Below are 23240 nucleotides of genomic sequence, written 5' to 3'. Positions count from 1 at the left end.
GTTATGCTTCCTTACTTTTTTTAAATCTGTTTTACAATAGGCTTAAATGTCATGTTGAATTCAAATCTCTGGGCATCAAACCTGTACTTTTTTGAAAGCTCGGGCCCGCAGCTGTTAGACCCTATTCCGCTCTGAGTATAGTCAAGGCAGAGAACCGTATAGCCGCTTTCCTCAAGTTCAAAATTGTGCTTTTTGGCTTCAAGCTCCTCCTGTGTATAGTGCGAGGCATTAAAGCAGAAGGTTTCATTATTTGTAGCTGCCAAGCCAACGCCCTCCTCCGAAAGCAGCTTTATATAATGACAGCTCCAATGGCTTCCGTTTTCCTGAGGCCTGATGTAGTCCTCATGCAGCTCCTTGACCTTTGCCCTGAACTCACCCAGATAGGATGCCCTGTGCTTATCTGCATAGCTTTCATAGGGTCCGTAGCCAAAGTATTCAACATTATTGATTTCTCCCGGCAGAAAGAGCCTGAGTCCAAACCTTGGAAGAAATGGCATTTCCATATTCTTCTCAACCTGAATATTGAAAGCCACTGTTCCGGTGTCACCAACAAGCCACTGGGCACTGATGTTCAATATCCTTTGTATATGAACGGCAGATACTGATATTTCACTTACAATTCTTATACTGCTTCCCAGCTGTGTTACATTAGTTGAATATGCTCTTGATATAGTTCTGTCGTATCCGCATTCCTTCCATTTTCTGCACATAACCTTATCATTGTCCGTGGGCGCTCTCCAGATATTATAGTTCATCGGCTTGGCCAATATGACCTCATTGTTATAAACCATCTGGTCAAATGCGCCCGTATTCTTGTTATAGGTATACTTAAAGTTTTGTCCTGCAACAATCAGGCTGCGGTCACTTTCTCTTGTATTTATTGTACTTATTCTCTTTTCCTCCTCCTGAGTTCCGGAGTCAAAGCCGCCTGTATTATTTGAGAAATCCGCAAGCTCAGCTTCTATGCCGATGCGGTTCAGCATATCCCTTTTAATTATAGAATCAATTTTACTTTCTGTGTCATATTTTTTTTCTATTGACACTTCGATTTGGTCAAAACCAAGCACATGGCCTTTCTTTGTAAATTCCATATCATTCTTCTGTATATAATTAAATTTGACATAGCAATTTCCTTCATTTATTTGTTCTAAGGTCAGATAAATCACCTTTTCGCCGTGAGGCTTTACGTTCAGGACATCACTGTCTTCCACCGTTCCCTCATATACCAGCTGTCCGTTCTTGGTAACATGATAGTTTATATACAGATAATCCTTCAAATTATAGAAGTCCAGCATATTCTTTATGGTAACCTTTCCTTCTTTTAAATTGGCTTTAATTATCCGCACAGGTCTTATAACATTCTTATATTCCAATAGCCCCGTATACGGTCTTCTGTCGGGGTAAACAAGCCCGTCTATGCAAAAATTCCCATCATTGGGAAACTCTCCGAAATCACCGCCATAATAAAACTTTTCCCTGCCCCGCTCATTTTTCCCCATAAAAATAGCATGGTCACACCATTCCCAGACGAAACCTCCGCAAAAGCCATCATACTTTTCAATCAGCTCATAGTACTCCTCAATATCTCCGGGGCCATTACCCATTGCATGAACAAATTCACACTGAATGAAGGGCTTGTCCCAATTTCCTCCCTCAAAGTAGTTGACTATATCCTCACAGGAGGCATACATACGGCTGTAAAGATCTAAATTGCTGTAGTCACAAGCATACCCATTAGGCGGATACAAGGCGCTTTCATAGTGTGTAAGCCTGTCGGCATCATAATTTTTAAGCCATTTAAGGGCATTCTCAAAATTTCTTCCATAGCCGGATTCATTTCCTAATGACCATATAAGCACACAAGGACGGTTTTTGTCCCTTACAACGCATCTTTGCACCCTGTCCAGAATTGTATCTTCATACAGCGGATTGTGGGCTAACAGTGGATATTCGCTGCCATCCTTTGTTTCAACATATATTGTAGTAGTCCCATGTGTCTCTATGTCGGCCTCATCTATTACATAAAAGCCGTATTTATCACAGAATTCAAGAAAAACAGGTGAGTTGGGATAATGGCTGGTACGGATTGCATTTATATTGTGCTGCTTCATTATCATTAAGTCCAGAAGCATATCCTCATATGTTACGGCCGGCCCTGTTACAGGACTGCTGTCATGCCGGTTTACTCCCTTAAATTTAACTCTTGCTCCGTTTAAATATACTACCCTGTCCCTGATTTTAATCTCTCTGACTCCCAGCCTTGTAGAAATAGCCTCATTATCTGTACTTAAAACCAGCGTATACAGATTCGGATTTTCGGCGTTCCACAGCCGGGGATTATTGATTGTAAAGCTTATAAGCTTTTCTTTAGCCCGCCCTTTTTCTATTACCTTCCGCCCATCAGCATCAAAGAGTGAATACTCAACAGCTATCGGATTTTTCAGAAATTCAAGCTCAACTAATATCTCTGCCTGTTTATAATCCTTCTTTAGAATAGTTTTTATAAAAAAATCCCGTATATGCTCCTCCGGCCTGTATAATATATAAACATCCCTGAAAATCCCGGACATCCTGAATTTGTCCTGATCTTCAAAATAGCTTCCGTCACACCACTTTAAAACCAGTACTGCTATAGTGTTCATGCCTTCATGCACAAAATCGGTTATGTCAAACTCACTTGTGGCATGGGACACTTGGCTGTAGCCTATAAACTGACCGTTTATCCATAAATAGAAGCAGGAATCCACGCCCTCAAAATTCAAATACTTTCTCATATTATTCGAGCTTCCGTTAATTTCAAATTGTCTGACGTATGCCCCGCACGGATTATCCGCCGGTACGTATGGAGGGTCATATGGAAACGGATACTTCATATTGGTATACTGATGCTTATCATACCCGTAATTTTGCCATGCTCCCGGTACAGGAATCTTTTTTAATCCGGAGGCATCATATCCGGGTTCGCAGAACTTGCCCGTAACATCATAAATGCTGTTGAAGTATTCAAAATTCCAATAACCGTTTAATAATTGAAAATACCCGGAACATTCCCTGTCTCCCGATAAAGCCTTGTCAACAGCAGGATACGGTATGAAATACGCCCTGTTTTTCATAGTATTTACATGAAGTATATTTGGATTTTCAAAGAACTTTTCTACTATCGTACTAACCTCCTTTTTTTATTAATTATTTCCAATATTATAATATTTTTTACATTTTTTCAATACTATTCAAAAATCATCCTTTTGCAAAAAAGCAAGCTTTTCCTGTGCGCTCTAATGTGAAAGCTCACCATGTTTGTACGGTATTTACGAGTATTCTCTATTGTTAAATCAATAATACCTCATTTGCTAAAAAAAATAACCCTATTTGCTTAAACAATTAGGGTTATTTGCTCATTATTATTTTTTAGTTAAAGTCTATTGCCTTTTACTTAATGTAAATTCACTGCATACGAAAAGAAATTTGTACCTTTTACTCAAAGCAGCTTCTCCTATATAAATTTATTCTTTGACGCTGCCTACATTCAGTCCAACAATAAAATACTTCTGGAGGAACGGGTATACCACAATTATAGGCATTGCAGCGACGATAGTTATGGCGGCTCTGATAGAGAGCGGAGTAACCAAGCTCGAGGAGGCCTGGGAATTTGCACCTACACCCGCTGCCATAGCCGGATTTGCATTTGCATTTGAAGTAGAGGAAAGCAATTTCATTAATTCATACTGCAAAGTACTCAGCTCCTGCTTGGAGGAGCAGTATATAAATGTATCAAACCATGCGTTCCACGAACCAACAGCTACAAACAATGCTATTGTTGCAAGACATGGCTTGCACAGAGGAAAGATTACCTTGAGGAATATCCTGAAATCTCCTGCGCCGTCTATCCTTGCGGATTCAATCAGGCTTTCAGGGATACTGCAGATATAAGTCCTGATAACAACCATGTTAAAAGCGGAAATCAGGGTAGGAATTACATATACCCAGAAATTATTCAGCAGCCCAAGACCCTTTATCAAAAAGTAATTAGGTATAAGTCCTGCGTTGAAATACATAGTAAGAACACATATAATAGTTATAGGCTTTCTTAAAACATATTCCTTCCGGCTCAAGGTATATGACAGCATCGTCGTCAGGAATAAATTCAGCACCGTTGATAAAACTGTTCTTGCTATCGAAACAAAAAATGCATTATAAACAGTACCCGAGAAAAAAACCGCCTTGTAATTCTGCAGGGAAAAGATTCTCGGCCAGAGATAAATTCCGCCTCTGATTGTATCAAGACCATCATTAAAAGACACCGCTATTGTATTAATAAAAGGATAAAGTGTAACTATTGCCAATACCAGCATGAAAGCAGCATTAAAGGTATTGAATAATACATCTTCTATCTTTAATTGTTTTCGTTTTATATTCATAGTAGCACCACCCTATATAAGCCTTTCTTCACCCAGTTTTTTAGCTACAAAATTAGCTGCAAACAATAACACTATACTGATTACACTTCTTATAATTCCTGCCGCTGTGGCTAATGAATAATTAAATTGCTTGATACCGTATTTCAAAACATAAATATCAATTGTTTCTGACCAGTCAGATACCAAGCCGTTGCCAAGTATGTATTGAATCTCAAAGCCGGCATCCATTACACGTCCTATGTTCATAATAAGTAATATAATTATCGTAGACTTGATTCCCGGAAGAGTAACATTCCACATCTTTCTGAATCTTCCCGCACCATCCATTTCAGCAGCTTCATACTGGGCCGGATCTATAGAGGCTATTGCCGCTATATAAATAATGGTATTCCATCCCAACTCTTTCCAAACATTGGCGGCTCCGACTATACCCCAGAAATATTTCCCCTCGCTCAGCCATAAAACAGGAGAATCAATAATTCCCAAGGCCATCAGAACTTCATTTACAATACCGCCTTCTGTAGACAAACATGTTGACACAATTCCGCATACGATTATCCATGATAAAAAATGCGGTAAATAAGATATAGTCTGAATTGTTCTTTTGAAAAACATATTTTTTATTTCATTCAACAGCAATGCCAATATTATTGCTGTTACAAAGCTAAGCACAAGATTAATAACACTCATGCACAGCGTATTTACAAAATCCCGTATAAATGCTTCATCCTTAAATAAGTACTCAAATTGCTGAAGACCAACCCACTTCTGGTTAAAAAATGATTTTGCAGGCTTGTAATTCTGAAAAGCCATAAGCCAGCCCCAGATCGGTGCATAAGAAAACAGCAATATGTATATAAGCAAGGGCACAGACATGAAAACCAGCTGTTTCTGATTCTTTAACAAACTCCACTTGCTGGTTTTTAAGGATGCTTGTAATTGTACTTGCGCGCTTGGACTTTTGTTGTTATTTAAAGCGGATATATTATTTGCCATACTGCCCTCCAGTCAATCAGAAAATAAACTTCTTGTAGTTTATTTTCACCGGAGCATATTCCCATATGCCCCGGTGAATTATTTTTATTAAAAGTCAATTACTACCGGATAAAAACCGATTTCATCGGGGATAGTACCGTAATTGACTTTAGTCAATAAAGATTACTTCCAGTTCTCTGCTCTCCACTTAAGCTGGTCATTCATTCTGTCCAGATAAGCCTGAATATCACACTTGTGCAGCTCAGTAACATATTCATCCCAAACCTTGTCAAAATCAGCAGGCTTAGAAAGAATTGCCTTTGGCAGGAACTTAGTTCCGACCTCGCCTATCTTGGTGTTAGCCATACTTGCAGCCGAACCGTCAACCAAATCTATTCCCCATGCCGGATAAGATATTCTGTTTTCAGGAGCTTCATTCAGGAATTGTGTCCAAGTCTCATAGCCGTATTGCTTCAAGAAATTCTTATCATAATCTGATAAGGATGCGTAGAATTCTTTTGGCTGGAAGCCCGGAGTACAAGCATTTCCGTCTGCGAAGGAGCCTTCCATCTTAGGTGCATAATACCATAAGGTATACGCCATGTTCTGAAGTCTCCAGGACTGGTCATCATAGTTTTTACGCTGTTCAGGAGTTCTGACGAATTCTCCGTTTGAATCCACGGAATAATCTTCTCCTTCAATACCCCAGCCAAGTATTCTCTGCCATTCCTCAGTTACCAAGGTATCAAAGAATTTGATAACTCTTTCAGGATTCTCACAGCTGGTGGTTATAGCAAATCCGGTATTTACATTTAATACATTTCTGTCCTGATAGTAAGGCTGTATGCTCTCGTCCAGTGTTATAGCACATGGTGCCCATGTTCTCTCAATTTTGTTCTGCTGCTTGAGTGTCAAATCCGCATTGCTGAAATTCCAGAACTGGTCAAATGTACCGAGTACTCTGCCGCTTGATAATTTTGCCATGTACTGGTCATAATTCATTGTAAAGGTCTCAGGGTCTATTAAGCCCTTGTTGTACATATCATTAAGCTTTTTGTAGTATGTTTTTGCGTAGTCCTTATCCCAGAAGAATTCAGCCACGTTGGTATCGGGATCAACAACTACCTGCCCGTCATTTGGATGTCCTATCAAATGCTCGGGAGGATTCTTCAAGCAGAAATCTCTCCATCCGTCAGAAAGAACTTCAAAGCCTATTGTTTTCTGTCCGTCAATTTCTGGATACTTTGCCTGATATTTTTCAATCAAATCAAAATACTGGTCTAATGTCTTAACCTGAGGATATCCTGCATCTGCCAATACAGCCTTCTGTATCCAGAACGCAGCTCCCTGCCATATGTTTGTCTGATAATCATTATAATATACGCCGTAATCAGGCATTACATAAAAATGTCCGTCATTTGAGTCCTTAACCTTATTTTTATATGGTTCATAGTGTTTTTGAAGATTCGGAGCATTCTTTGCGATTAAATCCTCGAGAGGTATCAGTGCTCCTGCTCCTGTAAACTTAGGATTAGTAAAGGTATCAACGAAAACCACATCCGGATAGTCACCGCCGGCAACCATGACACCTATTTTCTGGTCCTTGTCGCCTACAAGAAATTCAAACTTGCATGTAACGCCCAGCTTTTCCTTTATCAACTTGTAAATCTTATTGTCCGCTGTCGGTGCTTGACCTGGGTCAGAGATGAAAAAGCTTATTTCGATTGGATCAAGTGCAGCATCTTTTGAATCTGCTGTTGTTGTAGGCGCAGTGCCGCTGTCTTTTGATTCAGAAGCTCCGCCGCAGCCAGCCATAACAGAACCCATCATTGCCAGTGCTAAACACAAACTTACAAGCCTTTTTTTTCCTAACATTTGTTTTCCTCCTTATAATATCTATGATCAGCATTAGAACAGATAAATAATGCTGTACCTATATTATCGTTCAAAGTTAGGATTTTCTCAATTTGTAAAAATACAGATTTACTACCTAAAAAGTTTAGGTGTTAGCCTTGAATTTGCTTCTGTATTCACTTGGTTTCATTGAATATGCCTTGGTAAATTGTTCAAGGAAGCTGCCATATGAGGTATATCCGAGATTTTCGGCAATATCGTGCACCGTTTGATTTGTACACTTAATAAGCCTTCCTGCTTCCTTCATTCTAAGGCTGTGAAGATAATCATTGAAGCTGCAGCCAAACCATTTGCTGATTTGACTTCCTAAATATGTGGGATGGATGTATAGCTTGCTTGAGATTTCTTTAATTGTAATACTTCTTCTGAAATTTTCATTTATATATTCTTCTACTTTCAGCATATCTGCCATTTTGTATCTGCTTTTTATTTCCTGGGCATGCTTGCAGAAATCAATGCAATACTTTTTTATTTGCTCCTCTGTTTCATTTATTGTTTTCCCTGTGCTGAAAAGCAGACCTGCATCACTGATAAAAGGTATGCTCTCTATGCCTTCTCCCATTGCGGTTAAAATGGACAGACTTTTATAAATAATGCTGTTTAAATACATTTCAATCATTTCACCGGCTATATGCTCCTCCTTAAACACCTTGAAAATTGAGTCTATCGCTTTTAATATCCTGTCTATATCTATATTTTCAAAGGCATTCTGGAGTTCCTCCATATATGCTATATTTTCAAAGCTGCCGCCCGGTTCTCTTTCGGTGTAATCCCTGTATTGAAGAATACTTCCGGGTGTGCTGTAAAAGCGGTAGCACATTGTCTTTTCTGCTTCCTTCATTGAATTTCGGAGCTGTGAAATTTCCTCAACCGGATTCCCAACGGATAAATAAAAACCGTTATTATATATTTCCTTCAATAAAGCACAAAGTGTCTGTGATATTTCATAAATCGAAGCTTCTCCGTTGCTGCACAAAACGAACCCGCTGATTCCTTTATTAACAAATACAGGGTATATGAATATATCCTTCATACCCTTTGATATCAGAGAACCTTTAATTTTATCAATAATTTTAAAGCCAACGTATTCATCCTTGTCAAATTCATGCATATCGTAATTGTGAATAGTATCAAGGCTGGCAAATGCCCATGCAGTATCCCTGTCCAGAAGCTTGCTGCCCAATGCGGTCCTAATTTCAGCCTCACCGGCTTTCCCCGACAAATATCTCTCGAATAAAATACCCACATCAACCTCAGCACTTGCAGAATAAATGTTTTTTAATTTCTTGCTCTGCTCAATACCGGGCAATAGCTGAAGCAGCACTTCTGTGAACTCCTCCTTAAAAACAGGCTTCAGAATATAATGCTGAACACCCAGCCGCATGGCACTCTTTACATACTCAAACCGCTCATGACCGCTTATTAAGATAAACTTAATATCGGGGTCAATATCTTCCGCAACTCGTTTAACAAGCTCAATACCATTCATTACAGGCATATCCGCATCAGTTATTATCAAATCCGGTCTGATTTCCTCAGCCAGCCTCAGTGCTTCTTTTCCGTTGGTGCATTCTCCGCATACAGACAACCCCAGTTTATCCCAATCAGCGGCTAATTTTATTGCTTCAATAGCCATCGGTTCATCATCTACAATTAAAACCTTGAACATTAAGCCCTCCAAAATCTCAAATAATTTTATTCTCTATATTATGGCCTACTTCTGGCAGGGTATAGTAAACCAAACCTTTGTGCCGGTATCCTTCTCACTTTCAATTTTAAAGGAAATTGTGCCTCCATAGTATAGTCTCAGCCTTCTGTATACATTTCTAAGGCCTATATTTGAACTTAGCTCTTCATTACTGGTAATATTGCGAATCAACTCAGCAAGCTTGTCTTCTTCCATACCGGTTCCATTATCCTCAACACAAATTCTGAGCTCCTTTTCATCAGCCCCGGCACTGATTCTTACTGTTCCTATTCCCGCAATTGCTTGAATTCCATGCTTGCATGCATTTTCAACTAAAGGCTGCAGGCTCATTTTGGGCAGCTTGAATTCCATAAGGCTATCGTCTATGTCAATGGAATACTCGATTTTATCACCGAATCTGAATTTTTCAATTTTCAGATACATTTCAGTAAATGAAATTTCTTCCCTGACTGTGACTAAATCATCCTTCCAGCTCAGCAGCCTTCTTAAAGTTTTTGAAAGATATTTAAGGATATCAATAATATCAGTATATCCGTTTTTTGTACTTACAACGAGTATTGCATTTAATGTATTAAACAGAAAATGAGGATCCATTTGACTTTGTAAAAAATTAATTTCCGCACGGACACGCTCAAGCTCAAGATCCTTTTTTTGCAGCTCAAGCTTATATACGTCATTTATTAATAAATTTATTTTAGAAGCCATACGGTTAAAGCTTCTTATTACTCCGCCGATCTCGTCCTCTCCCTCTTTTATTTCTATCAGGTCAAATTTCCCGTCCGTAATTTTGTTCATATGCTTTGAAAGCTTTTTTAACCTGTAATTATATGAATTAGCCATAATGAAAATAAAAACAGAGGAAATTAATATACTTAATAATGCCAGAAGCAAAACAAAGCTCAGTGTTTCCATTACAGACTTCTGCACACTCTGGGAGGTTGATACTCCTACCAGTCTCCATCCCTTCAGATATGAAGAATTGCTTAAAGCGGTCTCAAGAAAAATATTGTCCTTATTTATAGCTTCGCTGCCGTATTTTTGCAAGCTGTCTATATTTTCATAGCTATAAGCTGGAGAAGAGGAGCACACAATATTATTTTGAGGATCTAATAAATATAAATTAAAGAAGGTCTTTTCCCTTTTTAAAATATTGTTCAGCTTTTGCATATTTATATCTACTTTAAGTATTTTTCTTTTATCATAATCGCCGGAAGGATAAAAATTCAGCTTCCTAAGAATGCTCAGATATTGTATGCGCTTTGTGGGCAAGCTTTTCGTATATCCCAGATAGGTATTTATAAGCACCGACCCCTTGGAACTATACAGGCTTTTATACCACAAGGTACTTTCCACAGCCTCGTCTATCTGATAGTATGTTCCGCCGCTGCTTATTGTCGGATTATCAATATAAATTTCTATATTACTTATATTATCATAGGCCGACATGTATACATTCAGTCTGTTTCTGAGCTGGCTGTCATAAATATCAAAGTACTGTTCGCCGTCTGTAAAGCTTCTGTCCAGAATATTATACAAGGTTCTGTCTGAAAATATCGAGTGGCTTGTGGCAATACAGCCGTCAAAGATTGTAACAATATCGACTCTGGTTCTTTCCAGAGATATTTTATAATTGCTTTCCTCTCTGTCCTGTATAATTTTAGAAAACTTACTGACAAAAGAAGCATTAATAATAATTATAGGAATGAGAAGACAAATAATATATATTATTAAAAATTTAAATTTTAAAGGTATATCATTTACTCTATAAATTAATTTCCTATTATTAAGCATCCTCTTTTCCCTCTCCCGAAACATTAATTACATGATTTAAAAGACGACGGCGAAGTATTTGTGGTAGCCTTAAATTTCTGCACAAAATACTTGGGATCCTTATAGCCGACAACCTTCGATATTTCAACCACCTTCATATTCGTTTGCCTGAGCAGCTTTTTAGCTTCCTCAATACGTACATAGTTCAGATAATCATTAAATTGCATACCCGTAGCCTTCTTAAATAACTGCCCCAGATATACGGGATTCATATAAAACATGGCGGCTACCTTTTTCAGCTTAATGTCCTGATGATAATGCCCGTTTATATAATTTTTAATTTCATAAATAACATATTGAGAATCACTTTTTTTCAGATTGTCTATATAATTTGCAGCATAAATACATCTTTCCAAAAAGGCTTCCGATAAGCTGTCAAGGGAAGGATACCCTGAAAAATTGTCAAATTCCAGCACCATTTGAAGAGTATCCTTGGATACCCCGTCAAATTCATGTATTACCCTTACTAATTCCAGTAAAAAGTTATTGAGATAAGCCACTATAATCTCAGGAGCACTTTTCGCATCGCAAAAGCAGTTAAAAATTGATTGTACCTCCTCCTTTAAGCTTTCACTGCCGTTTATTCGTATATGATGCAGCAAGTCACTAAAATCCGGATTATACACCTGATAGCAAAGCTTTTCATTTTGCACCTCTGTATACCCGATAATGCTGTTATCTCCCATATAAAATTTAAAATCTAAAGCAAACAAGGCTTGTCTGTACATTTCCGAAAGTACTGCAATCTCCTTTGCAGGAGCACTGTATGCCAAGGATACGCAAGCCCCTGTCATATTCCTCAGCTTCAGCTGGAGTCTTGTCAAAAAAGCTTCAAGCTGGTGATAAAACGGCATATCTTCACATATTATCAGGCATATTCTTTCTTCCTTATCCTCAAAAATATTATATTGATACTCAATGCCAAGCTCAGCCTGCAATAGCTCTATGACTTTATTTCTCTTTATTTCCGTATCCATTTTCCCTGTTTTCCTTGCCAAACCATTCAAGCTGTCTATGTACAACATTACACATCTGTATTCGTATCTTTCTTTAAGGTTTAGCAGCATTTTTGTTCTTTCAATAAGTGTCGGCTTATTTTCTCCGTTGATTAATCTTTGCAAGCACTGATTTGCTATAAAGGTGAGCTGCTTATTTATGTTCTCTGCTTTTCTCCGTTCCAGCATTATTTCTGCTGACAGCTTTGAAACAACATCCCTCAGCTCATCATCATCCAGCGGCTTCAAGAGATAATTTTTAATTTTGTACATCATTGCCTGTTTTGCATAGTTAAAATCATCATACCCACTGAGAATAACAAATTTAGCCGTTGAGCGAAGCTTTTCACAGGCTGTTCTGATAAGCTCCAAGCCATCCATTCTAGGCATTCGTATGTCTGTAATTATAAGATCCGGATCACTCATTTTAATTATTTCCAGAGCATCTTCTCCGTTTGAAGCCTCCCCGCATATATTAAAGCCATATGATTTCCAATCAATCATAACCCTAAGTCCCTCGAGCATATATGGCTCATCATCTACAAGCAGTACCTTGAGCATTCTATCCAACCCCTCTAATACTAATTTCGTGTATTAAAATTATTTCGGCTTCCATACAGATTCATATACCACTTTTTGTAAATTAAAAACAGATTTTTAGATTTATTATTAAATTTATATATTTATTGTAGTATAACATACATTTATGTCAAAAGCCCCTGCTTTGTCCTCCTTAAAGCAAATATAATTATGGCATACCGGTATTATTTTAACTCAATTGGTCCAGAATTACTGTAAGTCCTGATTTCACTTCAATTATTCTCTGGCCTGCTCCTATCCAAACCGGAATGCATGTGGGATTATAAACCAAGGTCTGATCAACATTAAAAATCAGCTGTCTCATCGCACATATATAATCCTTTATTTCAATATTTGTCGCATACCAGACATCAGGGTCATATGCGGCTTTTTCGCAAAATTCTTCTATAAGCTCCCAATTATTCTGCATAGGAAATTCAAAGCTATGCCCATAAATATAGAATAATGACAGAGCTGCCCAATGAGGCTGGTTTTTAAAAGAATTAAGCTTACTCATTATATTATCATTATGATGGCAGGTTGGATTCCATTCCAAAAAATTACCGGGCAGCAAAAAGCAATCTGTCGTGTTTACTGTGCGTGAATACGTTATTCCCAGTACCTCCAGTGACTTGACAACAATATCGTCATACTCACCGAAGGGATATGACATACCTCTTACCGGATATTTGACAAGGCTCTCAAAATATCTCCTGTCTTCCCAAATTTCATAGACAATCTCTTCCTTTGATAAATGTGTGAGGTGAGGATGGCTTACACCATGACAGGATACCTCGTGTCCTTCATATAAGGACGGAAGCTCCTCTCTTGAAATAAAGCCTTCAGTCCCGATAGTCCCTGAATTCAGATGAAAGGTAGCCTTCATGCGGTATTTGTTAAAGATTCCCACAAGCCTTCTGTCATGTATCTGACCATCATCATAACTAAAAGTCATTGCCTTCTTCTTGCCAAACGGATAATATAATTCAAAGCTCATTTTCTAATTCCTCCCTAAATTTATTATCGAATGCAGCTCCGTTTGTATGCATCCCTCGCAAATATTTATTCATTTTGCAAGGGAAAAACATACAAACCTTATTATAAAGCTGCAATATTAATTTCTCAATAACTCCTTGTGCTTTACTTTATACCCCTTACTCTTCAAATATTTCTATATATCCGTCTTTTCTCATTACTGCTTCCATACCGCTGTCAAGCAGTGTATATTGTTTTCTGCCAGTATCGTATTTTTCGTAAAATAAGCCTCCCTTTACGTTCACCGGACAAATTTCCCTCTCGTAATTTAAGACCTGACTTTTTATACCTGCCATAACATAACCGCCTTGAATTATTTTGCGTTCCCTGATAACTGTAACATGATTTTTCAGCAGCCACAAGCTGCTGTCACTTTCAGTCATAACAGTCATGCCGGAATTTACACACATCTCTCTGAGTCTTTCAAGCAAGCCTGCCGCAACTGTTCTTCCGCTTATAAGGATATGTCTGACGTTATTCAGCTTTCCCTTTGAATCAATCTTCTCCGCTTCCTCACAAGTCATATTTAATACTGATACCTCTAAATTCTTTATCAAATCAAAATTGATTTCATCTGCGATTTGAATAACTGATTTTCTGGCAACAGCCCCAAAAATTGCGTATACAGTCCTGAAGGAATTATCCCCTTTAACCAGCAAAATTTTATCCTCTTCAGAAACATTCAAATCGTTGTTTATTTCATTAATAATTCCTGTAAGATATCCTTTTGTAACTGCTGACTTTCCGATGACAAACAATTCTTCTGAAGGCCTGACATCAAAATCCTGTACGGACAGGCTGGTATCCCTCAATGCCGGCAGCAGCTCTTCCTTTCCAAGAAACAGGTCTTCCATTCCGGTGCTTTCACCAAGTACGCAGGTATTACCCGCCTTCAGTATTCCGAGAATACCGGCAATTGAAATATATCCGTCAGAGCTTGAAATACCGGCTTTTTTACCTGTACAACCCATTTTTATTAATTTACACGCCACCCTGTTGCTTTCCTTATTTAGCTGTTCATAAGTATACCTCTTCCCATTATCAACCACAGCAACGCTTTGAGAATCAAAGCGGGCAAGCAGCAGCTTTTCAAGGCTTAACAGCTCCTGTATGTCATCCGTATGCTTGTAAAGTTTTTCCGCGGCTTCACAAAAAGGCTTGATTATCTCAACTCCGCAGCATATGTCATCAAGCAGGGATATGTATGAGGAATACATATCGTTAATTACTTCACTGTCCAGAACATTTTCAACATAGTCCCATGCAACTGTCAATTCTCCGTCAAGAACAGTTATCTGATTATCCAGCAGAACCTGTGAGGTCTGACTGACAGCATATTTCAAGTCTCCGATTTCCTTCCAGCCCTTGACATCCTTATCAAATATCGCACAAGTAAAAATAACCGGAACGATTGTTTGACTCCGTGCTTCCCTGTTCAGGCTCAAATCCTTCATAAAATCAATACCATCATAATTTCTGTGATCCATGCCTTCCGCAAAGACCTTCTGCATTTCCGCGGCCTGCCCCCAGAAATCCAATCCTGCCTTCATATTTGCATCAAGAAGCATTGTTGATGTGAAATCACCCATAATATTCTCTATATCTTCATAGAAATTATATCTGTTGAAAATTGTAACATTAACAGCGAATCTTTCTTTGTTGCAAAAATATGCCAGCACCTTACAGTAGGCACAGCAAATTGTTGCGGCAGGTGTGATGCCGTATTGCGCCGAAACCTTCTTAAGTCTTTCCCAATGTTTCTTGCCGAATATTTTTGACAGGCGCTTAAATCTTGGCGATTTGATATTTTTAACAGAATTTTTCACAGGCAGCTGGACAGAATCCGGAAAATCCTTGAGCCTGCCCTGCCAGTATTGTCTGTCCTGTTCATAAAGCCCGGTCTTCTTATAATTGTTTAAGGAACGCAGGTAATCTGAAAATTCAAACTTGAATTCAGGAAGCTTCATTTTATTATTATAGTAGTAGGTCAGCTCCTTTCCCATAATGTAAAAGCTGGCTGCATCTGCAATCATTACATCAATATCGGCAACAAGCAAATAAATGCCTTCTCCTGTTTTTATAGCTTTAAACCTGAACATTGGCCACTTGCCAAGTTCAAATATATCATGGGATACTTCATTTCTGTATTTCATTATTCTCATTTGCTTCTGGAAATCACTTAAATCTGAAATATCCGTTACTTCTATTATATACTCCGGCACCTCATCCAAAACCTGCTGATAGCCATTACTGTAAACCACTGAGCGCAGAGCGGGCTGATGCTTCACAACCTTGTTCAGGCTTTCCTGCAATCTTGCGATATCAAGCTTTGTTTCAATCTCCACATAATAATGGCAGGATATATTTCCCAAATCAAAGTCCTTGCTCCTTCCCATCAAATAGGCCTGCTGTATACTGTTCAAATCATATTTTTCCCTTGTTCTGACAGGCTCCGCACTGTACCGGGATATATCCCCAAGGCTCTTATTTTCAGAATTGTTAATTAAAAAGGAGGATAGCCTCTTTATTTCCGGATTACCGTATATATCTGCAAGAGTTGCATTAAAGCCTTGCTCCTGCAGCTTTGAGACAATTTGTATTGCCTTTAGAGAATCTCCCCCTATTTGAAACAGGTCCTGATTTGTTCCTATCCGGTCAATTTCGAGAACCTCCGCAAAAATATTGCACAATGCCTCTTCTGTAGGGTTTTCAGGGCTTACAAGCTCTATGTCCAGATTGTTGAAATCGGGAATCGGAAGCAAGCTCCTGTTGACCTTAGCGTTACTGTTCAGAGGAATAGACGAAATGGGATAAATTTTATATGGAAGCATATAAGACGGCAATTTATGGCGTATTTTTTCCTTTATCAAGTCCTGACTTTCATATCTGAGGTTATTTCCTGCGCAGCATAAAATGACATTCTGTTCGAAATTACCGGCAGGGCTTCCCTTTTCAGGATATGAATATATACTGCTGAATTTATTTTCCAATAATTTTTCTCTCCACTGTTCAACGGAAAGTAAAGGCTCATTTACCGCCACCCTTTCATCCTCGTACCCTGAGAAGCCTTCAATCAGTCCTATTGAAACCTTGTAGAACAGTTTATTGGTTGTCAGCTCCAATATTACAAGCATCCCCTGATTTGTAAGCAAGGAACGCAGATACTGCAGGGTCGTATTGAGAATTTTTGCATCGTGAAGTACATTGGCTCCTATTATTATATCGTATTTGCCATAATCATAGCCTTGTGTCACAGGATAATTGTCAATATTATAAAGTCCGTAATCAACAAAATCATATTCCTTGAACATATTACGTGCTTTTGTAGTAAAAAAGGTGGATAAATCCGTATATGTATATTTTAAATTCCGTCCTGCTATCCTGCTTAGAATCTCCGCTGTAGTTCCGCCTGTTCCCGCTCCGAATTCCAGCACCCTGACAGTATGATCACTGTCGTATTGGCTTACATACTCCGCTATAGCCTGTGCAACAATATTATTATTATAGCTTGCAACCGGATTATACCGGTAGAAGTTTTCCGCCCGGCTTGTTGTCCCCTCTTGAAATAATATAGCAAGAGGGTTTACGTCGGCACGAAGAATTTCAAGTATCGACTTGTTGCACAATACCAGAAATTCCAACGAGTCAGCCCAGTAGGAAACGTGCTCATAGCTGTTGGTTTCCTTCAGAATAGCGTCAATATCCACAAATTCCAATTTCGTTTTAGGCCTGTAATTCATTCCTGTTTTTTCAATATAACCATGCTTTACAAGAGAATCAGCCCACTGAGTTAATAATTTCTTGTATTTTTCAGCTGCCAAACCTTTGCTCACCAGTTCGTTAACAGATAAAACAGGATTCTCGGAAGTAAGAACCTTCATATTTAAAAATGTATTAATCATAATACCAAGGCTCATGCTTTCCATACTATCGGATATCTTCCTGAACTCCTGAGGTGAAATATTTTGCGGAAGCTGCCCGGAAGCTTCCTTCGCCTTTTTGGCAACACGCGACAAATCCTCCGTGTGTTCTGAAGCTATTTCTATCGGGGTATAATATGCAAGCAGATACTTTTCATTCTCACTTTTTTTATAGAAGGCAGCAACACTGTCAGAAACCAGCCCTGTACTGATAATTTGATTTTCTATTTCGCCCAGCTCCACCCTGAACCCATTTATTTTGACTTGGGCATCCTTTCTTCCCAAAAATTCTATGATACCGTTGTTCATATATCTTCCAAAATCACCTGTATTGTACATTCTTTTTCCTGAAAGGCTATTGATTGTAAAAGCATTTTCCGTTAATTCCCTTTCCTTTAAATAACCCTCTGCCACTCCGCTTCCGTATATATGCAGCCTGCCTTCAACCCAGTCCGGGCAAGGTCTTCCAAACTCATCCAATATGTAATATCCCTGATTTGCCAGCGGATACCCGTACGGAACAGACACCCAGTCCCTTTCGATTTTTTCCACATCAAAATAATTTGACCAGATTGAAGCTTCAGTGGCTCCGCCCATACTTGTAAGCTTCGCAGCGGGCATGACCCTGTTCACTTTTTCAAGTATGTGAAGGGGTATCCAGTCTCCCGAAAGTATCACGCGTCTTATGGAGCAATCCTTTTTTTTATGCCGGATAAGCCAGTCAAGATACAGCTCGAGCAAGGCCGGAACACTGTTCCATAGGGTAAGGTGCATCTGTTCTGACATTTCAAACCATGCTCCGGGATTAGTCTTGTCATCCTCTCCGGGCAAAACCAGTGTGCCTCCGGCCGACAGTACTCCAAAAACATCATAAACCGATAAATCAAAGCTCAGGGATGACAATCCAAGTATTACACTCTGGGAATCCACAGCATATTTCCGGTTAACATCATAGATTGTATTCATTGCTTCAAAATGATTTATGCAGACACCCTTTGGTGTACCGGTTGAACCGGAAGTAAATATGACATAAGCAAGACTTTCGGGTGAAACCTGATGACTGCACTCATCTGTTTTGTCTGACTTCATTTCTGCTGTTATAACTGAAATTTCCTTGCCAAAACCATTCTTTAAGGACTCATCTGTAAAAATGATATTTGCTCCGCTTTTTCTCAGGACAGCTTCGGTCCGCTCAATTGGCTGGTTATACAAAACAGGAACATAGGCCGCCCCCAGTCTGGTAATTCCTATTACAGCCGCAATTTGCTCAAAGGATTTTTTCATCTGAACAGCTACAAAAGTATTTTGCCCGACACCGTTTTCAATCAATAAAGCTGATATCCTGCGAGCTTCATATGCAAGCCGGGAGTATGAATATTCCCGCCCTTCAAAAACAACTGCTGTCTTATGGGGATATTTTACGGCATTTTCTTCAATATTCTCAAACAAAAGCATAGAACCGCAATTCTCTTTATATGTATCATTTACTCTGGCATGCACCTCCGCTTGTTTATGAGGGCGCATATCCTCCAGACAGGTTTCCCAAAAGGCTTCAGCCTCACTGGCCATTAGCACAAGCTCACAATACCTGTCAAACATATCATTTACTACATTGTCACAAAAAACCGATTCATTGGCATCCCATGATATGACAATTCCTCTGTGCTGTGAAAACAGCTGGAAGTCCAGCCATACCTGAGGAGTTGATGACATGCTGAAGCCCAGGTTTTCATAGAAGCAGTTTGAAGAGTTCTCCCATGAATTTATACCTATTGCACTTGTAAATACTATGGGATAAATCGCATCTCCCTGTTTTTTATTGATTTCCCTTACAAAATCAACTGCCGAATAATCATTATACTGCATGCACTCCTGCATTTTAGCCTGAAGCCTGAATGCATTGTCCTTTACCGGAACATGTTCGCGCTCTGCATCAACCAGCATAAGCTTTGTAAAGTCACCTACCACATCATTGATCTGAGGATGAACATTTTCGCGTTCAAACACAGTAAGCATTACACCAAACCGTTTCTCGCCGCCCCATGCGGACAACACCTCGGAATACAGACCCAGCATTGCCGCCGAAGGTGTAAGCTTAAATTTCGCGGCATTCCTAACAAATTTCCCCCACGCTGTATAATCAATTACATGCTGCTTTCGTGAAAACTTGCCCTTTGAAGAATTATCGCTTATATTTCTCACAGGAAGCCTCGGCCTTCCGGGAAAATTCTCAGCTCTTGACAGCCAGTATTCCCTGCATCCTTCATAATGCCTTGTTTTCTTTTTTTGCTCCCTGTACTCAAGATATTCCTTGTATGTAACCTCTATTTCAGGAAGTTTTTCCCCTAAGTACAGCTTATATAAATCATTCCAGAATATTTGCAGACTCATTGCATCTGCAATGAGAAAATCTATTCCAAAGTGTATCCTGTATAAATTATCGCTTCTCATTGTCACTCTGATATCAAACATTGGTTTCCCCAGAGGAAGTACCTGACTGCTCATTTCTTTTCTGATTCTTTCAAGATGAAGCTCAGTCCCCTGCATTTCAGTAAAATTATATACTGTATAAGGCAGACTTATGCTTTGTTCAATTTTCTGTATGCCGTCCTGTGAAATGACAGCTCTTAGCATAGGATGCCTTTCAACAAGCTTTTGAAGCGAGCCTTTGAATTTTTCATTATCAAGCTCCTTCAAATCCACTTCAAAGTATGCATAGCAGCCTGCCCCACCCCATTCGACGGTGTCATTCCTTCCGATACAATAGGCGTATTGTACCTCATTTAAAGAAAACTTTTCATATTGGCCACTCTTGTCCGGCACAAATTTTATGTCTTCGGCACCGGCACCATCCTTTTCTCCCTCCGCATTCCCGGCGGACCATAATAATTCCGCCCAGCCTTTCAGAGTAGGGTTTTTTATAAGCTCAACAGCTGTTAAGGTTATATTTAATTTATCCTTCCATGAAGAAGCAAGCTTCATTATCACTATTGAATCCATTCCGTACAGAAGCAGGTTATCCTTGTCAGTAAAATCACCTTCCTGAATTCCCAAGGCTGAAACAATCTCCTTTATTAGAAATTCTTTTGTTTCGGCAAAGGATGACAATACTGTATTTTCTTTTTCAGTATAATCCGATAAAACACTGCTTTTTTCAGTTAATTGCTGTTCCTTCATTCCTCCAATTGACAGCACCTTTTCATCAAATGCATAATTAGGAACCCTAACCAATAGGAATTTTATATTTAAGCTTTGATAATAGCTTCTCCAATTGATTTCACAGCCGTTTACAAAAAGCTCACTCAAAAGCTGTTTAAGCAGATTGTTTGGGTATTTTCCCCCCGAGAAATTTTCAAACAGGCATTTGCTTCCGGCACTGACAATTTCTTTTGCAATTGCCGTCAGAACTCCTTTCGGTCCTATTTCAACGAAAACGGCATTCTCATCTTTAAGTGACATGAGCTCATCGTAAAAATGGACCTCGGAAAGCATATGGCTGATCCAATACCCAATCTCTGTATATTTTGCACCTTCCTTCTCTCCTGTGACATTTGATAATATTTCAATTACAGGCATATTAAACTTAATTGTGCCAAGAAGCTTTCTATATTCCTCTGCCGCATCATTCATTAAGGGTGAGTGGAAGGGATGTCTGACCTTGAGCTCAGAGGTTTTAATGTCCATTGCCTTCATTTCTTCGCAAAACTCTTCTATTTCACCGGAACTCCCCGTTATTACCGTTTGATTTCTGCTGTTTGAAGCTGCAATGGAGAGCTTTTCATACCCTCTCTCTATTTTCTTCCTTACAAATTCCCTGTCGGAAAAAACTGCCGCCATTTTACCCGAGACGTTACTCATCAGCCGTCCTCTTTCGGTTATCAATTTAATTGAATCCCTCAGGGAAAAAACTCCCGCAAGGCAGCCTGCTACATACTCACCCACACTATGCCCCAGCATTATGTCCGGGGTTACTCCAAAGCTCATGAGCATTTTTGCAAAGGAATATTCCACAGAAAATAATGCAGGCTGGGTGAAATACGTATTTTCTAAAAAATCACTTTCCTGAAAAATAATATCTTTCAAGTCATGTGAGGTTTGCAGCATATAGTAAAGATTGCACTCATCAAAGTATTTTGCAAACACCTTATTTTCAGTATACAGCTTTTTAAACATTCCCGCCTGCTGTGATCCCTGTCCTGTAAACATAAATACGATTTTCTTTGACTCATTGCCGTATTTAATGCATGAGTCTATTTTATTATCCAGCAGCATATCAAAGGACTTTATCAATTCCTCATAATTTTTTCCGTTTACAATTGCCTTTTCTCTGTAATCCGACTTTGAAATGTTTATGCTGTATTCAATATTTTCAAGAGAGATATCCTTGCTCATATAAAATTTTTTAAATAAATTTTTATATGCCTTTGCCTGCTTTTTCAAGCCATTGACTGTAGGTGAGCTTAATTTTACGGAATACTCTTCAAAAGCTTTTTCCTGTATGACCGGCCTGTCCTCCTTGTACTCCTCCAGTACAACATGTGCATTTGTTCCGCTCAGTCCGAAAGCACTTACTCCTGCGACCCTTTTTTTATCAGCTCTCTCCCATTTTATATTTTTATACGGGACTTTTATATTATAATTCTTCCACTGGATATTTTGAGAGGGCTCCTTAAAATTGGCAACAGCCGGAATAGTTCCGTTATTTATCATTAAGACGGTTTTTATCAGTCCTGCAACTCCTGCCGCCGCTTCCAGATGCCCGATGTTTGTTTTTACCGTACCTATATATAGAGGCTCTTCCCGCTCTCTGCTCACTATATTTCCAAGAGAGGTGATTTCTATTGCGTCTCCAAGTTTTGTACCCGTACCATGCGCTTCAATATAGTCAACCTCTCTTTCCGCAATTCCGCTTCTTTCCCATGCTCTTTTCATAAGACTCTCCTGCATTGGCCCATAGGGAGAGGTAAGTCCGCTGCTTGCTCCGTCCTGATTTATATTGCTTCCCTTGATAACAGCAAGGATATTGTCTCCGTCCTCCTGTGCCTTATCGAGCTTTTTCAGTACCACAATACCGCATCCCTCTCCGCGGACAGTCCCGTTTGCCCTGTTGTCAAAAGTACTTATGGTGCAATCCGGAGAAAGAATATTAAGCTGGGATAGAAGTTCAGTAGTCTCCGGCGAATATATGATATTTACTCCACCGGCAAGTGCCATGTCACAGTCTCCGTTTCTGATACCGCTGCAAGCCTCGTGTACGGCGACCAGAGATGACGAGCATGCTGTATCAATTGTTATACTCGCCCCATGAAAGCCAAAATAATAGGAGGTTCTGCCGCTGAGAAAGGAAAAGCCTGTCCCCGTTATGTCCTTTGGATTACTGCTGCCGTTCTTTTCTCTATAGGCTTTGAGAGTATTTGCATAGTCCATAAGTGAAACTCCCGTATAAATTCCTGTATTGCTTCCTTTCATTGATGTTGCCGAATACCCTGAATTTTCCAGAGCCTCATAGCAAACCTTTAAAAATAATTTTTGCTGGGGGTCCATACAGCCGGCCTCATCAGGTGAAATTTTGAAAAGCAGGCTATCAAAGCTCTCAACATTGTTTTTCAGATAGCCCCCCTTCTCCGTATATTTGTTTTTACAGTCATAGCTTTCAAAACGGCGGCTGTCAGGAAAATCAATTATACACCTGTTATCGCTTATTACCTCCCAGAAATCACTTATATTATCTATTCCTCCGGGAAATTTGCAGGCCATTCCGATAATTGCTATATCCCCGTAAGAAACATTTTCCTTTTTATAAAGAAGCTTTTTCAATCTTTGTATTTCCAGCAACGATTTCTTAATCATATCCTTATCAGTCATA

9 protein-coding genes are annotated in these 23240 nt (G+C 39.2%); all 9 read right to left on the bottom strand.

Features of this window, described 5'->3' with window-relative positions; genetic code table 11:
* Positions 1–20: 20 nt before the first annotated feature.
* The 9 genes from LY28_RS04935 to LY28_RS04895 all read right to left on the bottom strand — a co-directional run bounded on the left by LY28_RS04935 (position 21) and on the right by LY28_RS04895 (position 23239).
* A complete protein-coding gene (locus tag LY28_RS04935) occupies positions 21–3113 on the bottom strand; it encodes a glycoside hydrolase family 2 TIM barrel-domain containing protein (RefSeq protein WP_110461067.1) in 3093 nt (1030 codons plus the stop codon).
* A 390-nt stretch (positions 3114–3503) separates the two neighbouring features.
* A complete protein-coding gene (locus LY28_RS04930; protein WP_110461066.1) occupies positions 3504–4418 on the bottom strand; it encodes a carbohydrate ABC transporter permease in 915 nt (304 codons plus the stop codon).
* Between the two features lie 12 nt (positions 4419–4430).
* Complete coding sequence (locus LY28_RS04925; protein WP_110461065.1) at positions 4431–5414, bottom strand: ABC transporter permease; 984 nt, start codon at positions 5412–5414, stop codon at positions 4431–4433.
* Between the two features lie 162 nt (positions 5415–5576).
* A complete protein-coding gene (locus LY28_RS04920; protein ID WP_110461064.1) occupies positions 5577–7268 on the bottom strand; it encodes an ABC transporter substrate-binding protein in 1692 nt (563 codons plus the stop codon).
* A 124-nt stretch (positions 7269–7392) separates the two neighbouring features.
* Positions 7393–8976: a response regulator transcription factor gene (locus LY28_RS04915; RefSeq protein WP_110461063.1), complete on the bottom strand. Its 1584-nt coding sequence runs from the start codon at positions 8974–8976 to the stop codon at positions 7393–7395.
* 45 nt (positions 8977–9021) lie between these two features.
* Positions 9022–10806, bottom strand: a complete 1785-nt coding sequence (locus LY28_RS04910) for a sensor histidine kinase (protein ID WP_110461062.1) — start codon at positions 10804–10806, stop codon at positions 9022–9024.
* A gap of 23 nt (positions 10807–10829) precedes the next feature.
* On the bottom strand, positions 10830–12401 hold the full coding sequence (locus LY28_RS04905) for a response regulator (protein ID WP_110461061.1): 1572 nt from the start codon (positions 12399–12401) through the stop codon (positions 10830–10832).
* Positions 12402–12609: 208 nt separating this feature from the next.
* A complete protein-coding gene (locus LY28_RS04900; RefSeq protein ID WP_110461060.1) occupies positions 12610–13416 on the bottom strand; it encodes a polysaccharide deacetylase family protein in 807 nt (268 codons plus the stop codon).
* A gap of 157 nt (positions 13417–13573) precedes the next feature.
* A complete protein-coding gene (locus tag LY28_RS04895; protein WP_110461059.1) occupies positions 13574–23239 on the bottom strand; it encodes a non-ribosomal peptide synthetase/type I polyketide synthase in 9666 nt (3221 codons plus the stop codon).
* Between the last annotated feature and the right edge of the window lies 1 nt (position 23240).

The organism is Ruminiclostridium sufflavum DSM 19573 (assembly GCF_003208175.1).
Classification (GTDB): Bacteria; Bacillota; Clostridia; order Acetivibrionales; family DSM-1351; genus Ruminiclostridium; species Ruminiclostridium sufflavum.
Note: the sequence above shows the minus strand (reverse complement) of the source record. Positions and strands in the feature narration are given on the sequence as shown.